Source organism: Rhodococcus sp. IEGM 1318, from assembly GCF_033142465.1.
In the GTDB taxonomy this organism is placed as follows: Bacteria; Actinomycetota; Actinomycetes; order Mycobacteriales; family Mycobacteriaceae; genus Rhodococcus_F; species Rhodococcus_F qingshengii_B.
The window spans coordinates 90,950-107,173 of sequence record NZ_JAWLSC010000007.1; the positions used below are offsets into that span (position 1 = coordinate 90,950).

A 16,224-nucleotide genomic window follows, 5' to 3' on the forward strand; every position below is an offset into this window, starting at 1 on the left:
CGCCCGGAGACACCGCGTGTGCACCTCTCGGATAATTCGGTGTCCCGTCTACGTACGCCGTGACGTCGAACCTCTCGAACGCCGTCTGGATCGCGATCGGTGATCCCCGAGCGCATATACTCCGGACCTTGACTTTCCGGATTGCGATCATTTTCTTCGTCCTCGAGATTCAGGTAGCGGTTTTCGCGCGGCGGTTGGTCAGCAAGCCTGCGATCCATCCGAGAACGAGTATCACGACGAGGACGAGCCAGAGTGGGGACTGCACGGAGACCCAGAACAGTTGGATCGTGGTCGCGGCGCGGTTCTGGAGGATGAAGATCACCGCCAGCACCACCAACAGCAGAGCGAGGGTGTTACGTGATGTGAGTACTGATCGCGCGGTTGTATTCCGGGTTTCCGAACTCATGGGAGGTACCCCATTCCCTGTCGAGTGATATCGATCTAGTGCTGCGTTCGAGGAGATTCCGGGCTCTCCCTCAACAATCCAGTTCTGCTCACGTCAGGCGGCGAGGATCTGAGATTTCGTGTCTCGGCGGGTCGCGGTTTCGTACCCGCAATTACGGTGATGTCTGAAACCTGGAGCGGCACCAACTGGGATTACGTGACTAACCGAAACTTAACATGCGTGGCGCCGAAATGGTCGGCTTTAGCATTCTAAAGAATGGACCTTCACGCACTGCCGTCCTGGTAATTTCGCTTCAACCTCAGGCATTCTTATGCCGTTCAGATGCGTTACTGCGTGTCACACCAATCCTGTGCTTCTGACCGCGCGTACCGCCTCGCCCCAACTTCAGCGGCTGCGCACTTCCGTTCAGTCAGCCTCGCCGGGCCCTCTGTCATGTTCTATTGCTGGTCACTCTCGCCGTCCAGCTCGCCTACCTGTGGAACCTACCGGCAGTAGCCACCTGTATCAGCCTCGTCACCTGGTACGAACTGGGCGTTCTCAACCGCCTGGCCCGCACGGAAGGTGGGGGCATCCATGCACTGGCCGGCGAGACAGAAGAGGGAGGCCGAAGAGGATCGGCTGGTATCTGCTGGCGGCGCCAAGTGGCCGGACGAGGGGGGGCTGAACTCCGCCGAATGTCGCATGCGACTTTGGTCCTAACACCCGATCAATAAGCTTGCCACCTCGTAAAAAATGATAAACAAGTGAAAATAATGCGTCAGCATCCGACTGCTGCCCGTTCATCAGCGGATAATCTACGCGTACTACGCAGAACGCGCGAGCGAAACGTCAACTCCAGAGTGAACGCATCCCATACCCTTACCGAATTCTTCAGAAAATATCTGGCAGTTTGACAACTTGATCGAGTAAGATCAGCGATGCAGAGCCAGCGCAGGTCGGCAAATCCCCCGCTTCATCGAATTCCTCGATATTGCGCGCGCGACGTGGCGCGTTCAGACTGCTTCTGCCATCGCCAAAGCTGGTCGGCTGCTTTTTCCGAGGAATACAGCGGATGCCAGCAGGAAGAATACTGCGCCGACAAAGGTTCCAATGTTGGCCATGTTCGGATCGAGGGTGTTCCCGTCCTGTAGTACGAACGAGCCGATCGCGGAGACTCCGAATGCGATGGATCCCAGCGTGTTGAGCCATACGCTCTGCCATTCCTTCGATCGCGGCGCCCAGTATGTTCGCGCTCGGAAGAGGATGAGAACAGCCAGGGCGCTCGATACGAGAAAGGCGATGGACCCTTCGGCGTTCGGATTCCAGACAAGGTGCATCTCTCCTCGAACGGTCAGCTCTCGCATAGCGGCACCCGTGCTGACGTTGAACAAGATCGTTCCGAGTAACTGCACGGCCGCGGAGAGCCAGATTGCTCGGATCGCGGGGCGGCCAGAGTCGGTTGTGGTTGCCGGTTGACTGAGTACTAGCTGAATGAACGCTGCGCCGGTGAAGAACCAGGATCCTGCGAAGAAGAAAGTGTTGGCGAGTGCGGCACCGAAGAAGACCGAAAGGAAGGGGGCCGAGCCGAGCGCGAAGAGGGCGGAGCCGATCACGAATCCCCAGGATTGCATTCTGATGGTCGGATGAATCAACATGCGCTGCACTGTAGTTCGATACGCCAAGAAACGCAGCCCAATCGGGACCTAGGTCATCACGCAAGGGTTTGGATCCATCCACGGCGGGTACATGGCAAGCCGATTGAACTATTTGAATGTTTTTCTACTTACCAAGACATGAACCCGTTTTGGGTGCTAATGTCCGATTTATGACAGCCAATCCTCGAGTTGGAAATCGTTTGCTGTTTCGCAATGTCCGCGTCTTCGACGGCACCTCCTCGTCCCTTGTTGCCGGGGATGTGCTGATCGACGGCACCACGATCGCCGCGGTGTCGGAGTCGCCTGTCGGGGACGATCCGAGCCGCGAGACCACTGTCGTGGACGGTGGGAACCGAGTACTCATGCCCGGCATGAGCGATGCCCACGTTCACCTGGTCGGTAACGCGAATTCGTACGTCGACATGGTGACCGGCAGTGAAGCACACATCGCACTCAACGGCCTCGCTGAAGCAAAGAACATGCTGCACCGCGGGTTCACCACGGTCCGGGACATGGCCGGTGACACAAGCAGCATCAAGTCCGTGATCGATCGAGGCCTGTTCGAGGGGCCGCGCATCTACCCTTCGCAGGCTGCCATCTCCCAAACCAGCGGACACGGCGACTTCGGGTTTGTCTACGAATGCCCGACCGCGTTGGGAGGCAAACAGTCTCGCGCCGAAGAAATTGGTTTCATGCGCGTCGCAGATGGCCCTGACCGGGTACTGGCGGCCGTTCGCGAACAGCTGAAGAAGGGCGCATCTCAGATCAAGATGATGGTCGGCGGCGGCGCTGCGTCGATGTACGACCCGCTCTACACGGTCCAGTTCACCGATCCCGAACTTCGTGCAGCAGTGCACGCGGCCACCGACTACGGCACCTACGTCGCCACCCACGTTTACAACGTCACCGGCATTCGCCGCGCCATCGAAGCCGGCGTGAAATCCATCGAGCACGGTCATCTCGCTGACGAGGCGACGATCGCTCTGATGGCTGAGAAGGACATCTGGCTTTCGATGCAGCCCTTCGCGCTGGGCGATCACCACTATCCGGATCCGGGCCGCGCAGAAAAGGATCGCGAAATCTGCACCGGCACTGACGATGTGTACAGCTGGGCGCGCAAGCACGGTGTCAAAACAGCGTGGGGTACAGATCTTTTGCTCGAGCCGCAGCTTGCGCCGCGGCAGAGTGAAATGGCGGCGCGACTCGGTGATCACTACAGCAATGCCGAAGCACTCCGGATGCTCACGTCGGGAAATGCCGAACTCTTCCGTCTTGCCGGCGAACGCGATCCGTACCGGCAAGCACCTCTCGGAGTGATCACCAAGGATGCGTGGGCAGATGTGCTTCTCGTCGACGGCAATCCACTCGAGGATCTGAGCCTGCTCGCTGATCCGGCCAAACATCTCTCCGTCATTGTCAAAAATGGTCAGGTCGTCAAAAACATACTGTGACAACGTCTTCATCGCGTTGATCCGTCAGACGTGCAGCCAATTCGAGCTGAACATCTGAGGGGGTCGATGTGTCCTAGTGCTCCACTGAGTCGGGAGTCCAAGTTGGTTGAAACACGTTTCGAGCGTTGGGAATTACCGGAGGACCGAGTCGAGGGGTCGTTGGTGTCCGCCCGCGGTATCGAACTCCACGGGCCGTGGGGGCATGTGTTCGGTCCACTCGACATCGACATCGAGGCTGGCGGTGTGACCGTCCTGGCTGCGCAGTCGGGTGCCGCGCGCACAGCCCTGCTGATGGCACTATGCGGACGGATGCGATTATCGTCCGGGTCATTGACTGTGCTGGGCTACGAGAAACCCACGAGAATTCTGGCTGTCTCGGCGATCGCATGTCTGAACGAACTCGACGAAGTTCGCCCATCGGTGACGGTGCGGGACATGGTGACCGAACAGTTGCGATGGAACTCACCGTGGTACAAATTCGTGCCCCGCGTGAACGAGGCCGAAGTGGCAGATATGTGTGCGCACACATTTGGTGAGGTCGATCTTCCGCCGCTCAATGCCTTCGTCGACGATCTCCCGGAGATCCAGCAAATGTTGCTGCGGATCGCCGTCGCGAACACCAAAAGACCACCGCTACTGGTGGTGGGTCGAGTCGACAAGATCGCCGACGACGACGAGCGGGCAACCTTGTTACGCCGACTGGTCGAATTGGGAGAGCACCAGTCGGTGATCACCGCCGATGTCAACGACCTTCCGCCCGACAGCGGCGTCCATGCCGTGGTGAACATGCACGGCCTGCTGGGCGCCGGTGACATCGGCGTCATGACCGAAGGACGGTGAGCGATGCTCGCAGGTATATCTCTGGGCAGTGATATCAAACGCTACTCCCGCGGCACCCTGCCACGAATCGCGATCGTCACCATCATCTTGTTGCCGTTGCTCTACGGAGCCATGTACTTGTGGGCTTTCTGGAACCCGTTCGGCGAGGTGAACAAGATCCCCGCAGCGATTGTCAATAACGACTCGGGGCGAACGTCGACAGGCCAACAAGTCGATGCCGGCGATCAGGTCGTCAAGTCGCTCATCGCCTCCGGGCAACTTGATTTGGCGGAGGTCTCGGATCAAGAAGCCCAAGCCGGACTCTCGAGCGGCAAGTACTATTTCACCATCACCTTGCCGGAGAACTTCAGCGACGCTGTCGAGTCACCCAACGGTGACAACCCCGAGAAGGCCGATCTCACCTTCACCTTCAACGACGCCAATAATTATCTAGCCACCATCATCGGGCAGGACGCGTCCGAACAGGTCATCAATCAGGTCAACTCGACCATCGGCGCCCAAGGCGTCGGCCAAGTGCTGACGGGCCTACAGACCGCCGGTTCGGGCCTGGGCCAGGCTGCCGACGGAGCGAAGACCCTCGCGGCCGGGATCGACACCGCCAAAGGTGGGGCCGATCAACTGAGCTCCGGTGCAGGCGAACTCGCCACCAACATGGTCACCGCACGCGATGGTTCCGCGCAGCTCGCGGCCGGCGCCGGGCAACTCGCCACAGCCATCGACGGCGTCGCCGACCCACTACTCAACGCCCTCGACTCCACTGCCGTCTCCGACGTCGGTGCGCAAGCTGCGCAACTGCGGCAATCCCTCACCACCCTCGGGGATCGCCTCCCCCAGCCGCCACAGGTTACCGTCTCCCCGGCAATCCAGCGGGTGCTCGACCTTCTCGGACCCAGCACCGATCCGCTCGCACAACAGGCCGTTGCAGCTCTCACACCTCTCGTGGCAGCACAACCCCAAAGTGACACTGCCGCACTACAAGCGGAGATAGCACGCCTCAGCGGTGATGCGCGCGCGCTCGAATACCAGTTGACGGATCCATCCAGTCCCCTGCAATCCGGACTCGCACTGCTGCAAAACGGCGGGCTCGCCTCCGACGTCCGGCAACTACGCGACGGCGCCGACCAGCTCAGTTCCGGAGCCACGACTTTGAACTCCGGACTGATCCAGTTGACCGACGGCAGCACCCAGCTCGCGAGCGGAGCCGATCAGTTAGCTTCGGGGATGGTCGAGCTGCAATCAGGCTCGGGCGAACTGGCAGACGCACTCGCACAGGGCGCTGGGCAAGTACCCAGCTGGACCGACGCGCAACGCACCGCTACCGCAGACACCCTGTCCACCCCAGTCGCACTCAAGCAGGACTACACCAACGAGGCACCCACCTTCGGTACCGGATTCGCGCCGTTCTTCCTCTCCTTGGCCCTGTTCGTCGGCTGCATCATCACCTGGATGCTGCTGACCCCGCTACAATCCCGCGCAACTGTCAGTAACCTCGGCCTCTATCGAACAGTTCTGGCTTCCTACTGGCCGGCACTGCTCATCGGCATCCTCCAAGTGATCACGATGTACGCCGTGGTACACATCGGGGTCGGCCTGGACGTCAAACACGTTCCCGGAACGATCCTGTTCCTGATGCTGGTCTCGGCGACGTATTTGGCGATGATCCAGATGTTCAATGCTCTCTTCGGCGTCGCAGTCGGCCGAGTGGTGACATTGGCCTTCCTGATGCTGCAACTGGTCTCCGCCGGCGGCATCTACCCAGTGCCCACGACAGCGACGCCCTTCCAATACATTCATCCGTTCGACCCGATGACATACACCGTCAATGGCCTCCGGCAACTCATCACCGCCGAACACGTCGACTCTCGACTCTGGACAGCAATCGCCGTCCTGACCGGCATTCTGCTCGTCTCGATGACTATCAGCGCACTCTCCGTACGCCGCAACCGGCGTTACACCATGGAACGCCTGTACCCGTCCATCGAGGTGTAAAGCACTGCACAGCAACATCTTCACAGTCGACCACATTTGAATCACTGTCCGAGTCGTACCCCGCACGCTCGCATACTGGAGGAGAAAAAAATGTCAGACAGCTTCGCAGCTCCCACCGAAACCCTCGCACCGGCGTACACAGGACGGCTCGGCACCGATCCGATTCCAGCTCTCAAAATGCCCAAGGCCGAGTCGGATCCCGAAGCGGCGTACCGATTCATCCACGACGAACTGATGCTCGACGGCAGTTCCCGACTGAACCTGGCAACCTTCGTCACCACCTGGATGGATCCTCAGGCCGACAAGCTGATGGCCGAGACATTCGACAAGAACATGATCGACAAAGACGAGTATCCCGCGACAGCGGAGATCGAAACTCGTTGCGTCAACATGGTTGCCGACCTCTTCCACGCAGAAGGGCTGACCTCCGACCCTGCGTCCGCAACGGGGGTCTCGACGGTAGGGTCCTCCGAAGCTGTGATGCTCGGCGGACTCGCACTCAAATGGCGCTGGCGCCAGCGCCGCGAACAAGAAGGTAAAGACACCACGAAGCCCAATCTCATCCTCGGCAGCAACGTCCAGGTCGTCTGGGAAAAGTTTTGCCGCTACTTCGACGTCGAACCGAAATACCTCCCCATGGAAAAGGGCCGCTACGTCATCACTCCCGAACAGGTCCGTGACGCCGTCGACGAGAACACCATCGGCGTGGTCGCCATCCTGGGCACTACATTCACCGGCGAGCTCGAACCCGTCGCCGAGATCGCCGAAGCCCTCGACGATATCGCCGCAAACGGTGGTCCCGACGTCCCCCTCCACGTCGACGCTGCCAGTGGAGGTTTCGTCGTCCCGTTCCTGCACCCGGAGCTGATGTGGGACTTCAAGGTTCCGCGTGTGGTCTCGATCAACGTCAGTGGCCACAAGTACGGCATGACATATCCTGGCATCGGTTTCGTCGTCTGGCGCTCGAAAGAACACCTACCGGAAGACTTGGTGTTCCGGGTCAACTACCTCGGCGGCGACATGCCGACCTTCACCCTCAACTTCTCTCGATCTGGCAACCAGGTCGTCGGGCAGTATTACAACTTCATCCGCCTCGGCGTCGCCGGATACACCCAGATCATGGAATCGCTGCGCGACACCGCGCTTATGCTCTCCGCCGCAATCTCCAAGATCGACAACATGGCGATCATCACCGACGGCACCGCTATACCGGTCTTGTCCTTCGAAGTCGTCGACGACCCAGGCTTCACGGTCTTCGACATCTCCCACGAACTCCGGGCACGCGGATTCCAAGTGCCCGCGTACACCATGCCCGCCGACGCCGAAGATGTCGCGGTCCTGCGGATCGTGCTACGAGAAGGTTTCAGCCAGGATCTCGCGTACAAACTCGCCACCGCCATCAACGAAGTCGTCGAGCAACTTCGTAAGAGCACCGCCGATCGACCCCAAAGGACTGCTTTCGCCCACTAGCTGCTGTTGAGGGGCAGCCTCAGAACCGCTTCCCCTCAACAAGCTTCTAATTCTGGACGACCAGCTGCACCAACGAACACTTTGCAACAGGCAAAGATCGACTCCGCCTGCCAGCCCCGTCAGTGCACGCCGTTTGTACGGATCGACCGGAACCACGGTGCGTGTGCGCTCACCGCGAAGATCGCACTGCAGCAGATGTCCATGTCAAACGTACGTCTGGCAGTTTTCGACTGACTGAAAGTCGACCGATTCGTACAAGTCGAGGACCACCCGCGCCGTGCACCATCGAATACATGCTCACGTTCATCGTCAGATACGGGTACGTCCCGTTCATGCTCTTGGGAATCAACGGGGCGGCAATTGCGCTCGCGGCATCCGGTGCACCGAAATGGTCGCTGGTGACTCTGATTCTCTTCGCCGTGGTCTGCTCTTTCGCGGCCGAACGCGCACTTCCTTACGAATCTTCGTGGAATGCCCCGGGAACGGACAGGTTTCGCGACGCAATCCACGCGTTTGTCAACGAATCACTCATCCTGGTGAGTGTCGCCGTCATTCCGTTGATGGCAGCGGTGATTCCGTTCGACGGGTTGTGGCCGAGCAGACTTCCGTTTGTCGTTCAGGTTGTGTTCGCAGTACTGATTGCGGATTTCGGTATCACCGTCGTGCATCTGATCAGCCACAAGGTTGGATGGTTGTGGCGTTTTCACGCGGTCCATCACAGCCTCGAGCGGTTCTACGGCATGAACGGACTCATGAAACATCCCGTGCATCAGACTTTCGAAACCGCAGGCGGCGTCCTGCCGCTGATCCTTCTCGGGATGCCCGTCCCGGTTGCGTCGGCACTCGCCGTTTGTGTCGCTGTCCAACTCTTGCTTCAGCATTCGAATGCCGACTACCGAATCGGTCCTCTGCGTCCGATCCTCGCGCTCAACGCCGGTCACCGATTCCATCACCTGAAGTGGGCTGGAATCGGTGACGTCAACTTCGGATTGTTCACTCTCATCTGGGACCACCTGTTCCGTACCTATTCCTTCGATCCGGAAAAGCGATTCAGCAGTGACGATCTCGGTATGGCGGCCAAGCCCGACTACCCGGACGGCTATCTCGGCCAGTTGGCGGAACCGTTCCGGAGACAGACCTGACGGACGACGGGTTGAGATTCAGCCGGCGAGTACCCGACGCATGACGGGCCTGGCTGCGAATGCACTGGCCAACACCAACGCAATCCCCGCTGCCAGGGTGAGGCCTAACTGAACGAGTGCCATCGGGGTGGTCAGTACGACTGCCCCTGCCAGCGGGAAGAGGAACAGCAGTGCGGCGCCGGCGCCGGCCAGCGCCATTACGATCACGGGAGTGCGAACGTGGCGCATGCGGGCACTGTCCATCACCTCGACAGGTGTACCGGCCAGAGCCAGACTCCGATAGAGCTCGCGGTTGTCGAGGATCCCGGATACCTGGGTGAGTGCAGACGAGACAGCTGCCAACGTGAACGTTGCTCCGAGCGTGAACAACACACCGGTTCTCATGTCGGCGAACAAGAATTCCTGTCCCGGTTGCAGTTCCTGACCCTCTCCGTTGCCGATTGCGGCGAGCAAAGACGTGCCGGCGGCAACAAAACTTGCCATCGTCACACCGCTGACCGTGCGCCACACGGCCTTCGGGTTGTCCAAGACCCGACGTGCCGCAATCAACGAAGCACCGTCCCTCGCGAATCGGAGCATGATCCGTCCGAGCAACGAGATGACGAACGGACCGAGCAGCGCAACCACGCCGAAGCAGAGGCCAAGTCCCACCAGAATTGCCGCGATGCTCGCCGCGGCACCACCGAATGCACTCCATCCCAACAGAACCCCGACGCCCGCAACAGCGAAGATCATCTTCGGCGCGGCACTCGGATTGCCCGCCGTGACCCCCAACGGACTCACGAACACCTGACGCATCCCGAGCATCGACGTCAAAGCCGCCAGTACGGTCATTCCGAATACGATGCCCACCAGAGGAAGTGCACCGACCCACAGCTCACCCCAGTCGAAAGTGCGACCTTGAAATCGCAAGAGCGCCACGAGCGGCAACGCGAGGAAGTACCCCAGTGCGCCGATCAACGCACCGACCAAGCCCTGGACACCCGATTCGGCAGCGCACAGCGCAACAATCTGACGGGGCGTGGATCCGATGAGTCGCAGCGCTGCCAGACGTTCATCTCGACGACGGGCACCCAAGCGGGCCGCCGCCAGACCGAGAGTGATTGCCGGGACGATCATCAACACTGAGGCAACCCCGGCGAGCGCGAGATATGCCTCTGACTCAGGTTCGCTCGATCGGCCCGCAAAGGCACCGTAGCCACCGAGAACCGTGAGCAACAGGGTGGTTGACGCGGCGAAGGCTGATACGGGGAGCGCGAAGGTACTCAACGCCTTTCTGCCTTCACCTCGCACCGTCATCAGGGCGACACGCGCTGTGGCTTTCATGCCGCCACCTGTGTCCCGACGAGCGAGCCTGCCTGCATCATCATCGTGCGATCACACCAGCGAGCGACTTCGGCATCGTGAGTGACGACGACCAACGCAGAACCGATCTGTTGAGCCGAATCACGCAACACCCTCATCACTTCCCAACTCGTCTGCGCGTCGAGGGCACCGGTCGGCTCGTCTGCGAAGAGAACGGCGGGTTTGGTCACCAACGCTCGCGCAATCGCGACACGTTGCGACTGCCCACCCGACATCTGACCCGGGCGACGGTCCTGCAATCCCTCCAGCCCCAAAGGCGCGAAGAAACCGTGCGCCGTCCGCTTGGCTTCCGCGATGGACAACCCGTTGAGTACCAAGGGCAAAGCAACGTTCTCGATCGCCGGAAGCTCCGGCAACAGCTGACCCGATTGAAAGACGAAACCGTAGGATTCTCGCCGAAGACGACTCCGATCGTTCTCACCGAGGTTCTCGATATGCCTACCGCTCAACAGGATCGCGCCCGAATCAGGCTTCACGATTCCCGACATGCAGTGCAGCAGAGTCGACTTGCCCGACCCTGAAGGACCCATGATCGCCGTGGCAGTGCCCGCACGAACTTCCAGAGACACACCGCGGAGCACCGGAACGTCGCCGTACGACTTGCCCAGCGAGTGGACCGACAGGACTGCGGGTGATTGTGCGTTGTTCATGGGTACAGCCTCTCGCGAACCCGTCACATACACATCGGCCCAGCGCACGATCTTCGAACTCACCTCGGTCCTACCGGAGGATGACCGGACCCCGAGGTCTGTCAGGGTCGTCACTATCATCGCTGACATGACCTGGTCCGGCGACGTCCACATGCAGCCCGGAATTCTCATGTTCTCCGGCGCCGTCGGATCGGCGCACACGCATGCTCACGCCGCTGTTCAGATCATGATCGTCGATGCCGGGTCCGTCACGGTCACCGACGGAACAGGTCACAGTGCAATCGTGGGAGCCGTGATCGTTCCCTCCGGAGCGGTGCACTCGTTGTCCGCCTCCGAGCGCGCGCGAGGGCGGGCGATCTATGTCGATTCCACCACCGGAATGGGCCGGCGCATCAGGCCGCCTGAATCCGACCACGGCGGCGTGGCCGAATGGTCGACTCGCGGGCAGACAGCAGTAGCGAGAACAGACCGTGGCGTTGATTCGGACCTGGAATACGCAGCGAGGCTCCTCGATTCACTCTCCGAGGGCAGACAGCCGTCGAACACCGACACGCTTCACCCTGCTCTCGAGCTTGCTCTGACGCTACTGCCCGAGCGAATCTCGGGCCCGATAACGCTGACGGACACCGCTGCGCTGGTCTCCATGTCGCCCGGCAGGCTGGGGAGAATCTTCAACGATCAACTGCGGATGAGCTTTTCGACCTACATTCGTTGGCTACGGCTACGACGCGCCATGGAAGTGTTGAGCAGCGGCGCAAGCCTGACAACCAGCGCACACGAGGCCGGATTCACCGACAGTGCCCATCTAAACCGTATCTGCCACAGTATGTTCGGGCTCACGCCCAGCGCCGCGACCGGTGATCTCACCTGGAATTGACGCTGCGCCTCAACTGACGCTGTCCAGCTCCGACCGCGCCAGTAGCGACAGTCGGCTGTAGAGGCGCGCCAATCCGGGAATGTCCCGAAGACTGCCCGCCACTTCCTCCACACCGGCAGCGGCATACACGGTCAGTCGTGCATCGGCGTCGTACAGAACATCGACGACGTTACCGAAGCGGCGGACGGCAAATTCCGAAGCTTCGGCTAGCGCCAGCACCCCGAAGATCACCCAGTCGTCGAAGCGGGAGGCGAGTTCGAGGTAGTCGGAAGCCGAGGTCGGACCGCCGCACAGCACCTCGAAGTCGAACCAGACGACATCGTCTCGAATCGCCGAGCATGCCAATGTGCGTGTGCCGATCGTCAATTCGACACCCTCACCCGAGGGCCTGACGATTTCCGAGTCGACGAGGAATTCCCCTGTCGCAAACCGGTAGTCCCCGGCACTTGGTTGTCCAGTTGTCCGATAGTCGACGGAGCCACCCAACTCGATCACCTCGAGAGTCTGCTCGATCAACTCGATGGACGGCACGAACTGTTCGTGAAAGAGCGGATTCGGAAGAAGCTCGGTCGGCGGGACGTTGGACGTGACAACAACAGTCACACCTTTCGCGACGATTGTATCGAGAACCCTTGCCATGAACATCGCGTCGGCGACGTCGTCGATATGAAACTCGTCGAAACAGAGCACGCGGATTCCGTCCACCACGTGGTCCAGTGCCGCGCCCATCGACCCGAGTTCGTGCGCCCGGGAGTGCAGATCTGCAAAGAACCGATGAAAGTGAATGCGCCGCTTGCCGACTGGGATGCTGCCGTAGAACTCGTCCATGAGCATCGTCTTACCGCGACCGACGCTTCCCCAGAGGTAGATCCCTCCGCTGACCTCACAGCCGGAGATCCGGGTTCGCAGGCCATCGAGAGCTTCACGTGCCGCCAACTGCTCTTCGTCCAGTAACATGAGACTCCTCTACGTCTGTAGAGTCGAGGCTAGAGATCGAAGGCAAATCGAGTCAATGTGACCCTCACGACGCACCATCAGCAGCATGCAACATCGACAGCAAGGAACGACATGAAGCCTGATCGCAGAGCCCTCATCGCGGCATCCTCCGTCACGATCATCGCCGAGCAGGGCCCGCGTGCACTCACCCATCGGGCGGTTGATCAGTCCCTGGAACTTCCTGCCGGTTCGACGTCGTACTATTTCCGAACTCGCAAGGCACTTCTCGAAGCAACCGCATTGCACATCATGCATCGGTCACGTTCGACTTTCGACGAACTCCACAAGAGGCCCACCGATCCTGCCGCCCTGACGGCCGAGTACCTCGACGATCTTCTTTCGCACCGCAGACACGAATTGATCGCGCGATATGCACTGCTCCTGGAAATACCTCGAGATTCGACATTGCGCCAACTCCTCGAAGGCAGTCTGTTTTCGCTGAAGAAGGCAAGAGCCGTCTTCGAAACCGTTGGCGTAGACGACCCTGACGCCGCTGCCGCAAATTTCCTGAGCCTTCTGGAGGGCTTGATCTTCGACTATTGCCTCGGAGCGCGTAGCCGAGATCCTCGCTCCTCCGAAACCGTTCGGCAACTTCGGATCCCGATCGACATCTACCTGCGCGGCGTTGGCGCCACCTGAAAGACCCTGGTCAGCAGAGGCTTCCGGTGTAGGGCTGTCGACCAGAGAACAGTGCCGCGACAAACGGGGCGCTGTCCGGAACCGAAGCCGGAACGGTTCCCAGGTGATCCGTGGGATAGGTATGGAATGCAAAGTCCACGCCGTTGACAGCGAGGTCAGCAGCAAACTTCAAAGTCAGTGGTGCCGGAACATCGATGTCCGAGAGTCCCTGACCGATGAAGAACGGGCGGTTGTATCCCGAGGTCGGTACCGTGAGCAGTTCGCGCGCAGCGTCCATGAACGTTGGGTTGTCCAGCGACTTCGACAGCACCTGACCGAGCGTGACGGTTCCGTATTTGGTGCGCGCCTCGGTGTAACACATGTTGTTCTCGACGTCGTCGAGGATGGTCATTCCGAGCGGGGTCAGATACGAGTCGATGTCGATGTCCGGCCGCGAAGCACGCAATCCGTCAAGAACGTTCGCAATGTAGACCGTCGTACCCTTGAGTGGAAGAGCCAGGAAAGCGGGGCCACCGAGCGGTAGTCCAACTCCGGCGCGTAATCGGCAGCAAGAGAAGCGGTGAACATAGTCGCCTGTCCACCCTGCGACTGCCCCATCGCTACCCAAGCGCTCGACAGGTCGTCGTCGACCGCACGAACGGCACGCACCATGTCGACAACGCTGTGCGCAGCGGAACGACCGTCGAGATACGGGTGAACACCGGGCGTTCCGAGCCCCACGTAGTCGGTGGTCACCACCGCATAGCCCTGCTCCAGCCAATGCCCGAGATGCGTCGCGTTCCGCTCGAGCGGAACGCTACTGCTCGGCGCACACTGATCCGCGACACCCACCGTTCCGTGCGCGTAGGAAATGACTGGCCAACCACCCTCGGGCGGAGCCCCCTCAGGGCGGTACACCACACCGGTACTCGTCATCGGCACATCCTTCGGGCCCGTCGACCAGTACGTCACCTTTGTTGCGCTCACAGCGCTGGGGATCACCCGATCGGGGCCGAGCGACTCGTGGCTCACCACGGAGCCCGGAAGATCGTTATCTTCCGCCGCAGCCGGCGCTGTGACGGTCAACGCCACCAATGCGCTCGCGCCCAATCCGACGAGCGTCTTACACAGCCGCTTGCTCACGCGCCTTCTCCTACCGATTGCGTTGACAGTGCCGTATGTGGTGATCAGCCGATCGAGTTCAGACCCTAGAACAGCCTTACCAATTGGCCAACCTAGATTCCCGCTGCACATTCCCCGTCGTCACGCGCCTGCTCCGGTAAGGTGGCGGTGTTCTATACATGCAGGTCCCCCGCGAGATCAGGAGGCCGTAGGGCTCTCTCATGTCAGCGCCTGATCTCCCGACGTTCCCCCCGTCGCAGCAGAATTCAGTGGCCGCGATCCTCCGAGCAGCCGGTTGTGTATTCGCCGAAGACGAGGCTCGCTTGCTCCTTCATGCCGCACGCTCGCGCGACGAACTCGACGCGATGATCGATCGACGAGTTGCCGGCGAGCCACTCGAGCCTGTCATCGGGTGGGCAGAATTTTGCGGATTGCGCATCCACATCGACCCTGGAGTATTCGTCCCCCGCCGACGCACCGAACTCCTCGCTCGACAGGCCTGCACACTCGTCGACTCGGGAAGCATCGTCATCGACATGTGTTGTGGTTCAGGAGCTGTCGGGGCTGTTGTGCAGGCGAAGACCGATACTGTCGATCTCTACGCGGTGGACATCGAACCGGCCGCGGTTCGGTGCGCTCGTCAGAACGTCGCACCGCCCGAGCGTGTACTCGAAGGCGATCTGTACGGCCCACTGCCGACGAAGTTACGAGGTCGTGTTGACGTCGTCGTCGCCAATGCGCCCTACGTCCCCACCGATTCAATCCGACTCATGCCGCCCGAAGCGCGACTTCACGAACCGCGAGTCTCGTTGGACGGCGGCGCCGACGGCCTGGACCTGCAGCGTCGAATCATCGCGGATGCTGCGCCGTGGCTACGACCGGGCGGCCATCTACTCGTCGAGACGAGCACGGAGCAGGTCGAGATGACCGTCGAAACATTTACTCGGGGAGGGTTTCTCACTCGTGTGGCAACCTACAGTGAGACCGCGTCAACCGTGGTGATCGGTCAGTATTGACGGCGATCGGATCATGAAGGCTCGGACCATTTCCGAGCGTGGGCGGCAAAGTCGTCGACAAAAAGCCCGAACGCGCGATCGACGCGAGCCCGGTCCCCAGTGGCCAGAAGATCCATCGACAAACCCCGCATTTGCGAAAGCAGTAAGGTAGCGACCGACGAAACATCCTCCTCGGGACAGCCCGCATGCCGAAGTCCGGTTTCCAGAGCTTCGATCCAATCGCCCACGAAACGGTCCAGGAACCGTCCGTAGCGTTTGCGATCGCCGAGTGCGAGGGCGTAGATCTCGACCATCACTCGGAATCGGGGCAGGACCTCCGGTGTCGTACGTTCGGTCCACCACGCGGTCAGCACTGTCGCCGGATCGATCCCCGGTTCCATCGGGACCGCAATCGGAATGGACTCGCTACGCATGTTCTCGATTACCTCGGAGAGCAGATTCTCCTTGCTCTCGAAATGGTTGAGCAACGACGCATGCGACACACCTACAGCCTTGGCCAGCTGCCTCACCGTCACTTCCCCGACACCGTTGTCGATGACGTACCGGGTCAGCGCGTCGAGCAACTCCTCACGTCGCCCGGCGTATCTCAGGCTGCGTTTGTCGATGCGTTCGGGCTCCGGCACATACTCACCCTACCGACCGGAACCG

Annotated in this window: 14 protein-coding genes and 1 pseudogene; 8 read left to right on the forward strand and 7 right to left on the reverse strand. The window is 60.5% G+C overall.

Annotated features, from left to right (window positions below):
- Positions 1-169 precede the first annotated feature (169 nt).
- Complete coding sequence (locus R4P65_RS17635) at positions 170-406, reverse strand: DUF1049 domain-containing protein (RefSeq protein ID WP_317827478.1); 237 nt, start codon at positions 404-406, stop codon at positions 170-172.
- A 992-nt stretch (positions 407-1,398) separates the two neighbouring features.
- Entirely contained in the window at positions 1,399-2,040 is a 642-nt protein-coding gene (locus tag R4P65_RS17640; RefSeq protein ID WP_317827479.1) for a hypothetical protein, read from the reverse strand.
- Between the two features lie 170 nt (positions 2,041-2,210).
- Between R4P65_RS17640 and R4P65_RS17645 the strand changes: the two genes are divergently transcribed.
- The 5 genes from R4P65_RS17645 (at position 2,211) to R4P65_RS17665 (ending at position 8,932) form a co-directional block, all read left to right on the forward strand.
- Positions 2,211-3,491 carry a metal-dependent hydrolase family protein gene (locus R4P65_RS17645; RefSeq protein WP_317827480.1) on the forward strand — a complete coding sequence of 427 codons (1,281 nt, stop codon included), beginning with the start codon at positions 2,211-2,213 and terminating at the stop codon, positions 3,489-3,491.
- A 204-nt stretch (positions 3,492-3,695) separates the two neighbouring features.
- Complete coding sequence (locus R4P65_RS17650; protein ID WP_411742555.1) at positions 3,696-4,331, forward strand: hypothetical protein; 636 nt, start codon at positions 3,696-3,698, stop codon at positions 4,329-4,331.
- A 3-nt stretch (positions 4,332-4,334) separates the two neighbouring features.
- Complete coding sequence (locus R4P65_RS17655; RefSeq protein ID WP_317827483.1) at positions 4,335-6,320, forward strand: YhgE/Pip domain-containing protein; 1,986 nt, start codon at positions 4,335-4,337, stop codon at positions 6,318-6,320.
- A gap of 90 nt (positions 6,321-6,410) precedes the next feature.
- On the forward strand, positions 6,411-7,790 hold the full coding sequence (locus R4P65_RS17660) for a glutamate decarboxylase (RefSeq protein ID WP_317827485.1): 1,380 nt from the start codon (positions 6,411-6,413) through the stop codon (positions 7,788-7,790).
- Between the two features lie 293 nt (positions 7,791-8,083).
- Complete coding sequence (locus R4P65_RS17665; protein WP_317827486.1) at positions 8,084-8,932, forward strand: sterol desaturase family protein; 849 nt, start codon at positions 8,084-8,086, stop codon at positions 8,930-8,932.
- A gap of 18 nt (positions 8,933-8,950) precedes the next feature.
- Here the strand turns inward: R4P65_RS17665 and R4P65_RS17670 are convergent, their stop codons facing one another.
- Complete coding sequence (locus R4P65_RS17670) at positions 8,951-10,258, reverse strand: FtsX-like permease family protein (RefSeq protein WP_317827487.1); 1,308 nt, start codon at positions 10,256-10,258, stop codon at positions 8,951-8,953.
- Positions 10,255-11,100, reverse strand: a complete 846-nt coding sequence (locus R4P65_RS17675) for an ABC transporter ATP-binding protein (protein ID WP_317827488.1) — start codon at positions 11,098-11,100, stop codon at positions 10,255-10,257. Before R4P65_RS17675 ends, R4P65_RS17670 begins: the two co-directional genes overlap by 4 nt.
- On the opposite strand from R4P65_RS17675, the gene R4P65_RS17680 reads away from it, so the two are divergent.
- A complete protein-coding gene (locus R4P65_RS17680) occupies positions 11,075-11,824 on the forward strand; it encodes an AraC family transcriptional regulator (protein ID WP_317827489.1) in 750 nt (249 codons plus the stop codon). The two genes, R4P65_RS17675 and R4P65_RS17680, sit on opposite strands and share 26 nt — an antisense overlap.
- A gap of 9 nt (positions 11,825-11,833) precedes the next feature.
- Here the strand turns inward: R4P65_RS17680 and zapE are convergent, their stop codons facing one another.
- On the reverse strand, positions 11,834-12,781 hold the full coding sequence (gene zapE / locus R4P65_RS17685; RefSeq protein WP_317827490.1) for a cell division protein ZapE: 948 nt from the start codon (positions 12,779-12,781) through the stop codon (positions 11,834-11,836).
- Between the two features lie 111 nt (positions 12,782-12,892).
- Between zapE and R4P65_RS17690 the strand changes: the two genes are divergently transcribed.
- A complete protein-coding gene (locus R4P65_RS17690) occupies positions 12,893-13,459 on the forward strand; it encodes a TetR family transcriptional regulator (RefSeq protein WP_317827491.1) in 567 nt (188 codons plus the stop codon).
- A 10-nt stretch (positions 13,460-13,469) separates the two neighbouring features.
- Here R4P65_RS17690 and R4P65_RS17695 read toward each other — a convergent pair.
- Positions 13,470-14,581, reverse strand: a pseudogene (locus tag R4P65_RS17695) (lipase family protein).
- A gap of 200 nt (positions 14,582-14,781) precedes the next feature.
- Between R4P65_RS17695 and R4P65_RS17700 the strand changes: the two are divergent.
- A complete protein-coding gene (locus R4P65_RS17700) occupies positions 14,782-15,576 on the forward strand; it encodes a putative protein N(5)-glutamine methyltransferase (RefSeq protein WP_230814764.1) in 795 nt (264 codons plus the stop codon).
- A gap of 11 nt (positions 15,577-15,587) precedes the next feature.
- Here R4P65_RS17700 and R4P65_RS17705 read toward each other — a convergent pair whose 3' ends face one another.
- Positions 15,588-16,199 (reverse strand): TetR/AcrR family transcriptional regulator, encoded by a 612-nt coding sequence (locus R4P65_RS17705; RefSeq protein ID WP_317827492.1) that lies wholly within the window; start codon positions 16,197-16,199, stop codon positions 15,588-15,590.
- Positions 16,200-16,224: the final 25 nt, after the last annotated feature.